The sequence below is a fragment of the Bartonella sp. AA23NXGY genome (assembly GCF_042197165.1).
Classification (GTDB): domain Bacteria; phylum Pseudomonadota; class Alphaproteobacteria; order Rhizobiales; family Rhizobiaceae; genus Bartonella.
In genome coordinates this window covers 1-6750 of sequence record NZ_JBHIRO010000033.1, presented here as the reverse complement: position 1 = coordinate 6750, position 6750 = coordinate 1, and the positions used below count along the sequence as shown (strand labels likewise).

Sequence of the window (6750 nt, the reverse complement as noted above, 5' to 3'; positions counted from 1 at the left end):
GAAATTACATCTTTATCCCACGCCGGATAAAGCCTATCAGATTCAACTCATTCTCTCTCCATTGCGTTTATCAGAGATAGATAGTGTCGATGAGGAGCACCCATGGTTTGTGCACGCGTTTGATTTGATTAAGGCGCGTGCAAAATACGAACTTTACAAGAATATCCTTAAAGAACCCGATTGTGCAACAGCAGCGTACAATGACTTTAACGAACAGTTGCATGAATTGCGTGCAGAGACGTCTCAACGTCATAACGTCACTCGAATAATTCCGACGGATTTTTAATATGGTTTATTTTCCAATCGCTGATTACAGACCAGATGTTTCGGTCGTCAACGGTAGCTTTACGGATACGCTTGTGAATGTTTTACCGGCTGATGGCTGTTACATTCCGATGCCTAGTGCAATGGTTGTGTCTCATGCTTTGGAAGAAAAGCCTTTGGGGTGCATAGCGTTTAGAAGTGGCAATGGTGTTAAGATAATCGTAGGAGGCAAGCAAAAGCTTTACAGTTATGATAGTCAAACGAAGGGGTGGAAGGACATAAGTCAAAGTGGTGTGACTTATCATGCGCATGAAGATAATCAATGGTCGTTCGCTTTGTTTGGTCAAAGAATTATTGCGGTGAATAAAAATGATAAACCACAAGTTTTTAATACCCATAGTTCTGAACGATTTGAAGATTTAGGAGGCAATCCCCCGAAAGCAGGCTTGGTGAAGGTTTGGGGACCTTTTGTTTGTTTGATGCAATTGACAGATCACCCCAATCGCATTCATTGGTCAGGTTTGGAAGATGCAACCCATTGGACAGTTAAGCAGAAAGATTGCGATTTTCAAGATTTTCCAGATGGAGAATATGTTCAAGGGTCTACGGAATCGACTAATCCCCTCATTTTTATGCGTTCTGCTATTTATGCAGGAACCTTTGTTGCGGGTTCTAAGATTGTGTTTACGTTTCAAAAGATACAAGACAAGCGCGGAGCCCGTAGTGCGTCCTCTATAGCATGTCGAGGGAGTGATGTTTTTTTTGCGAGTGATGGTGGTTTTTATCAGATGAGTTTGGATGGTCAACTTTTGCCGATAGGCTTTGAGAAAGTTGATAGAACAGTTTTTAAAACCTTTGATAAGTTTGCTCTTGATGAGATGCAAGGGGTTATAGATCCCATTGATAACCGGATTTACTGGTCCTTAAAGAGAGGCAATAACGAGCAAACGACCTTTGTTTATGATTGGGGATTGCAGAAATGGTCGACGCTACAGGGAAAACCTTTCACGTTGTTTCCAGTATTTACGACAGGTTATACTTTAGAACAGTTAGATGAGATCTCGATCAATCTTGAGACATTGCCGGCTTCTTTAGACAGCCCTCGTTGGCAAAGTGGCGCCCCAATGCTTGGTGCTTTTGATGATGAAAATCGGCTTGTTATGTTTACGGGAGCACCGATGGAGGCAACGGTTGTTTCGCAAGAATTGGGAGCACCAGATGGAAGTTTTAACTTTATCACGAAGATGTTTGCTGAAGTTGATACGACGGAAGGTCTTTTAAGCATAGGAGAGCGTCGTCTTCGCAATAATCAGACGCCGATTACATGGCACCAAGAGAGGGCATGTTCATATGTCACGGGTGCTTATCATGGTCGTTCGCGCAATCGTTATCACCGCTTTAAATTGCGTATTCCTGAAGGTGTTCATTGGAACCAAATCACAGGATTTAATGTGGATTTACGTCCTTTAGGCAGAGGGTAATGGCAAAAGTCTTTTTGACCACGTCTTGGGATATGGAGCGTATAGCGCCTTATCTTGAAGACATCATTGCATCCTTTAGAGAGTATGTAGAGCGTTTCAAACATGAAATCACGTTGCAAGAGCTCCTTGAAGCGATTTGCAGTGGCAAGAAACAGTTATGGCTTGTTTTGGATGATGACGAGCGCTTTTTAGCGGCATTCACGACCCAGATACAGCAGACAGTTTTAGGAAAGAAGCGCGCTCTGATTTGTGAATGTAGTGGCAAGGGCGTTCTTGATCAAGTTGATAATTTGACATTTGTAGAGGATTGGGCGCGTGAGAATGGGGCTTTTGAGATAGAGATTTTAGGGCGTTTAGGTTGGAAACGTGCACTGAACAAACAAGGTTATGGCATAGATATGCTTTATTATAGGAAGGAATTGTGACATGGGGAGCAGTAGACCAGCAACGACAGAACAGAAGCAGGTGCAGACAAGTGCCCCTCCTGCTTGGATGCAGAATGTCTTTAAGCGAGGTGGTGCGGATGCGTATAATCTGTATGATACAGGGGCGGGTGGGAATGTTTATGGCGGTCCTCGTGTAGCGCCGTTAAGTGATCAAACGCGCTATGGAATTGGTGGTCTTGGAAGTATTCCACAGCATTATCAAAATCGCTCTTTGATGAATACGATTTACAATCCAACGTTGACAGCAAGCAATCTTGGAAGAGTGGCTTCTGGTGATATGGTTGGACAGAATCCGTCTTTTAATGCCGCCCTTCAAAATAGCTTAGACCGTGTAAGAGATACGATTAACAGCTCTTTTGCAGGTGCGGGTCGTTATGGGTCCGGTGCACATGCAGGTGTATTAGCAAATGAACTTGGTGCTTTGTCCACAAGTGCTACAGCAGACCAGTATAATCGTGATGCGGATCGCATGATGCAAGCCAATGCCATGATAGACCAAGCCAATCAAAATCAATTGGGCGCCTCAAATAACTTCTTACAGGGTTATGGGAATGCCTATTCCAATGCCATACAAGGGGGAGGTGTGCTTGATGCCCACAATCAACGCCTTGTTGATGCCAATAGAGAACGTTGGCTGGAACAAGACAATAGCGGCTGGAATAGGTTGAATATGCTTATGAACGCCGGTCATGGCTTTGCAAGGAATTACGGCACGACAACGAATAATAATACAGCCTCTATGATGCAAGGCAACGACCCTTGGAAGAATTTTGCGACAGTAGCAGGTCTTGCGACAAGTTTTATGGGTATCCCTGATATTTCTAAACCTTTTGGCGCATTTTTAGGCAAAAAATTCGGTGTATAGGAAAGAAAGAAATGGAAAAAAGTTCTTGGTTCGATAACATTTCGCGTTTTTTTATTCCTCCTGATCAAGGTGAACATCCTTTAGTTAGAATGTCTAGAATAGGAGCAGATGGTTTAATACAACATAGTACACATCTCCCACCTACATTAAAACGCAATAGAAGGAGATGGTCTACAGTTCAAGAAGAAAGAGAACGCCAAAAGCGTGAAGAGATCTATGGTCGAAAGCTATTAGGAATGGTTATTCCGAAGATTGGTGAGAGACCTATTGATAAAATGAATCTGTTGCAGAGAGTCATACAGCAGCATCAAGGTCCTGCTACTCCTAGTGCAATTTCTATTGATAAACCGTTTGAGAGTGGTTCTCTTGCGCCTTCTCAAATAGGAACTATTGTTCCGGATGGAGTATATCATGAGAAGAAGGAACCTTATGTGGTTCCTGAAGCAGAAATACCATTTGGTGTTGGTAATCATCCACCACTCCCTAATGCACAGGAGATTAAACAACTTACGCCTATAGTAGAGGCAGCTTCAACACCACAGTCACAAACTTCTCCAGTAGATACTCGAACTGGTTTTGAAAAGTTTGTCCAGTCTGATTTTTATAAAAAGCTTCAAGATCTTTTTGCAGGTATGTCGGCAGCACCGTCAGGCGGTTCTGGGTGGGATGCGCTTGCAAGTGGTGTGAAGCGTCTTAACGAAGGAGATAAACAAAGAGGGCAGGTTAATCAGACCGTCGAATATCTAAAATCTAAAGGGTACAGTGAAGAAGAGGCGCGGTTCATGGCTGGGAATAAAGATGCATTGAATGCTTTTCTATTACAAAAAGTGAACGGCGGTTATGATGCTAGATCTAAAGAAGAAATGGACCGCCTACGAGAAACAATAGATCTTAAAAATAGTGAAGCTATCAGTAGTAATACACTCCATGACATTGAACGTTTTATGAATTATATAGAAGAGAATGGTGATTGGGCTACGGGAAATCTTGCTGATTGGCAAGCTTCTTTTAAGGTTCCTCAACACCGTGATATGCGTTCACTGCTTGATTCCATTAAAAACCGTATAGGTATTGACCGTTTAGAAACGATGAGACGGTATTCACGCAATGGTGCTTCTGGTTTTGGTAACCTTACAGAAAGAGAGCTTGATATCTTAAAGAGCTATTTAGGAGAGATAAAGTACGACTTGGGTCATAAAGAGCTCTTGTTTAGGTTGAAAAAAATCCATCAGATTTTGGCTAAGATGAAATTAGACGTATTGAAATTGCTAGAAGACAGCAGCATTGAATTAACGCAAGAGAGTGTTGATAAGGTTACCTCACAGTCGCATTCTAAAGCTCCACAGCAAGGACGTAATGCTTTGCCACTTGTTACCAGCAAAGAAGAGGAAGATGCATTGCCTTCCGGTGCACGCTTTATTGGTGAAGATGGAAAGATAAGGGTTAAAGGGGCTTAAAATGGCATATATTCCTTATTCTCGCATTGTTGATGATGTATCCGATAATGATGGTACGTCTTCGGTGAAGAACAGTCGTGGTAATCAAGGAAAAAAAACAACGGGTTATATTCCTTATTCCCCTCTTGTTGATGATGATACGGCTTCATTTAATACAAAATTTACAGCAGATGATTTTTCATTTGATGATAAAGATCTTACGTGGTCGGATGCTGTTAGAAGCCATGGTACATCTGGTCTTACAGCAGGTTATAGTGATGAGATACAAGCGGCGAATGAAGCGGGTTTTATAGATTATTGGCGTGGTGATAAACGAGCAGAGGAGATCTATAATAGAAGGGTAGCTAAGGAGCGCGCTTACCTAAAAGCTTTGGAAGAGAAACATCCATGGTTATCTTCTGGTGCTTATATTGCTGGTTCGATTTTACCAACATTAGCATCTTTGGGTATTCCAGCATTAAATTTTTTGCGAGCAGGTTCGACTTTAGGAAGTTTAGGTAGGGGAGCTATTGTTGGGGCAGGTTCTGGAGCTTTACATGGTTCTGGTGCAGGAAAAGGTTACAATGATACGGTGAATTCGGCATTAGCCGGTGGTGTTGGTGGGGCAGTTTTGACGCCGGTTGCTGCTTTAGGAGGTATGGGTATTTCTAAGGCAGTTCGTAGTTTAGGAAATGCTTTAAAGTCACCTCCTGTCGTGAGGAATTATTTTAATCCTGCTCGTAAAGAGGTTTCAAATAAAGCTTTGCGAGAAGTTGCCAAGCAACTTTACGATAATAAACCCCAAAAGATCACGGAACGTCTTAGCTCAGAACCTCAGGAAGTATTTTTGACAGATATTAATGAAAAACTACGACAGACTTTGTGGAATGCGTCTAAAACAAATGAAGATGTTTATAATCTCTTGAAACAAGCGCATGAGAAAAGATTAGGCGGTTCTGTTCAACGTCTTGATGATATGATGGAGCAGACGATTGTTCCATACCAGCATAGAGATACTTTAAGCAGGACACTTAAACGGCAAGGAAAAGAGGCTCATGATCATCTCTATGAACAAGCGAAGCAAATTCCAATAGGAAAAGAACATTATCCAGCTCTTAATAAACTTTTTGAAAATAAAGGGTTTCAAAGAGCTCTCAAAGAAGCTGTTAAGACTTTAGAGGAACACCCCCTCAGTATAAATCCTAGACGATTTTATAATAGAAAGTTTAGCAGTATAAACTATAAACCTACGATAGAGTTATTAGATCAAACCAAGAAGTCTCTTGATGATTTAATCGAAAAAAGTAAGAAACATGGCGATAACCAGAAGGTTTTAGGATACGAAATCCTCAAACAAGATTTAGTAAAAATAATGGATCAAATCTCTCCTACTTATCAAGCAGCGCGTGGTAGTGCAGCAAAATTCAAAAATTTTGCAGATAGTTTTGAGAAGGGTAGACAAGCTCTAGGCACGAAACTTGAAAAGAGTATTGAAAGGGATGCAGTTAAGGAAAATCTTTCTAAAGGGAATTGGACAAAACAAAATAATACCTATCAGATGGGTATGAGAAATGCCTTAGATGATTTACTCAGAAAAAGTGATGACCCTATTAATGAATTTTCTAAACTTTTAAAACAAAATCTTGCGTCTGAGAATCTTGAAAGGACCATAGGACCGGAACGGTTTTCTACTTTTAAAAAGGCAGTAGATCAGGAGCAATTCTATTCTGATGCAGCAAAAGAGGCTTTTAGCAAATTTGAAGGCACTCCTGAGTTTTCTGTTTTTGATGGAATTAATTTTTCAAATTTTTTGCATTGGCCAACTGAATCTCTAAAATTAGCACGAAACATATTTTTCCACCCGAATGCTCCAGAGGCGCTACGGGCAAGACAAGAGCTAGAGCGCGGTATAGCGAAGTTAGCAACTTTTGGCGTTAAAGGAATGGAGCGCAATGAAATTGCCAAATTGATTCAAAGTGCTTTGAAGTGGCATAAAGCCGGTGTGATAACGGATGAAGGCTTGAAGATTGTTTCTAGAGCTGTAGCAAAAGGGTTAGGTCCTAGTGCTTCAATAGAGTACGCGAAATGACCCGTTATAGTCCTTCAGTAGATCAAGCGATCCGTCAAGCAGCAGCGCGTTATGGTTTGCCAGAGAGTTATTTGTACCGTGTTGCGCAAGTTGAAAGTGGAGGCAATCCGAATGCAAGGAATCCCCGTTCTTCTGCGGGTGGGTTGTATCAATTTATAGACAGCACCGC

At 41.6% G+C, this 6750-nt stretch carries 6 protein-coding genes and 1 pseudogene; all 7 read left to right on the top strand.

What is annotated here, in order from left to right:
* A pseudogene (locus ACFINY_RS09090) lies at window positions 1-286 on the top strand (hypothetical protein); the annotation flags it as partial.
* 1 nt (window position 287) lies between these two features.
* On the top strand, window positions 288-1745 hold the full coding sequence (locus tag ACFINY_RS09085) for a hypothetical protein (RefSeq protein ID WP_375612638.1): 1458 nt from the start codon (window positions 288-290) through the stop codon (window positions 1743-1745).
* Window positions 1745-2170, top strand: a complete 426-nt coding sequence (locus tag ACFINY_RS09080; protein ID WP_375610955.1) for a hypothetical protein — start codon at window positions 1745-1747, stop codon at window positions 2168-2170. The genes ACFINY_RS09085 and ACFINY_RS09080 overlap by 1 nt, the downstream gene beginning before the upstream one ends.
* 1 nt (window position 2171) lies before the next feature.
* Window positions 2172-3056 (top strand): hypothetical protein, encoded by an 885-nt coding sequence (locus ACFINY_RS09075; RefSeq protein WP_375635053.1) that lies wholly within the window; start codon window positions 2172-2174, stop codon window positions 3054-3056.
* 11 nt (window positions 3057-3067) lie between these two features.
* The gene (locus ACFINY_RS09070; RefSeq protein WP_375701028.1) at window positions 3068-4513 is read left to right on the top strand and encodes a hypothetical protein; all 1446 of its coding nucleotides are present in this window, start codon (window positions 3068-3070) and stop codon (window positions 4511-4513) included.
* 1 nt (window position 4514) lies between these two features.
* Window positions 4515-6581 (top strand): glycine zipper family protein, encoded by a 2067-nt coding sequence (locus ACFINY_RS09065; RefSeq protein WP_375682154.1) that lies wholly within the window; start codon window positions 4515-4517, stop codon window positions 6579-6581.
* Window positions 6578-6750: transglycosylase SLT domain-containing protein (locus tag ACFINY_RS09060; protein ID WP_375674033.1), on the top strand; the 173-nt coding region annotated here is incomplete at its 3' end. The genes ACFINY_RS09065 and ACFINY_RS09060, both read left to right, overlap by 4 nt.

Bases quoted from the DNA above. Each gene is read 5' to 3' on its own strand.
- ACFINY_RS09085 (WP_375612638.1), top strand. From the start codon at position 288: ATGGTTTATTTTCCAATCGCTGATTACAGACCAGATGTTTCGGTCGTC.
- ACFINY_RS09080 (WP_375610955.1), top strand. From the start codon at position 1,745: ATGGCAAAAGTCTTTTTGACCACGTCTTGGGATATGGAGCGTATAGCG.
- ACFINY_RS09075 (WP_375635053.1), top strand. From the start codon at position 2,172: ATGGGGAGCAGTAGACCAGCAACGACAGAACAGAAGCAGGTGCAGACA.
- ACFINY_RS09070 (WP_375701028.1), top strand. From the start codon at position 3,068: ATGGAAAAAAGTTCTTGGTTCGATAACATTTCGCGTTTTTTTATTCCT.
- ACFINY_RS09065 (WP_375682154.1), top strand. From the start codon at position 4,515: ATGGCATATATTCCTTATTCTCGCATTGTTGATGATGTATCCGATAAT.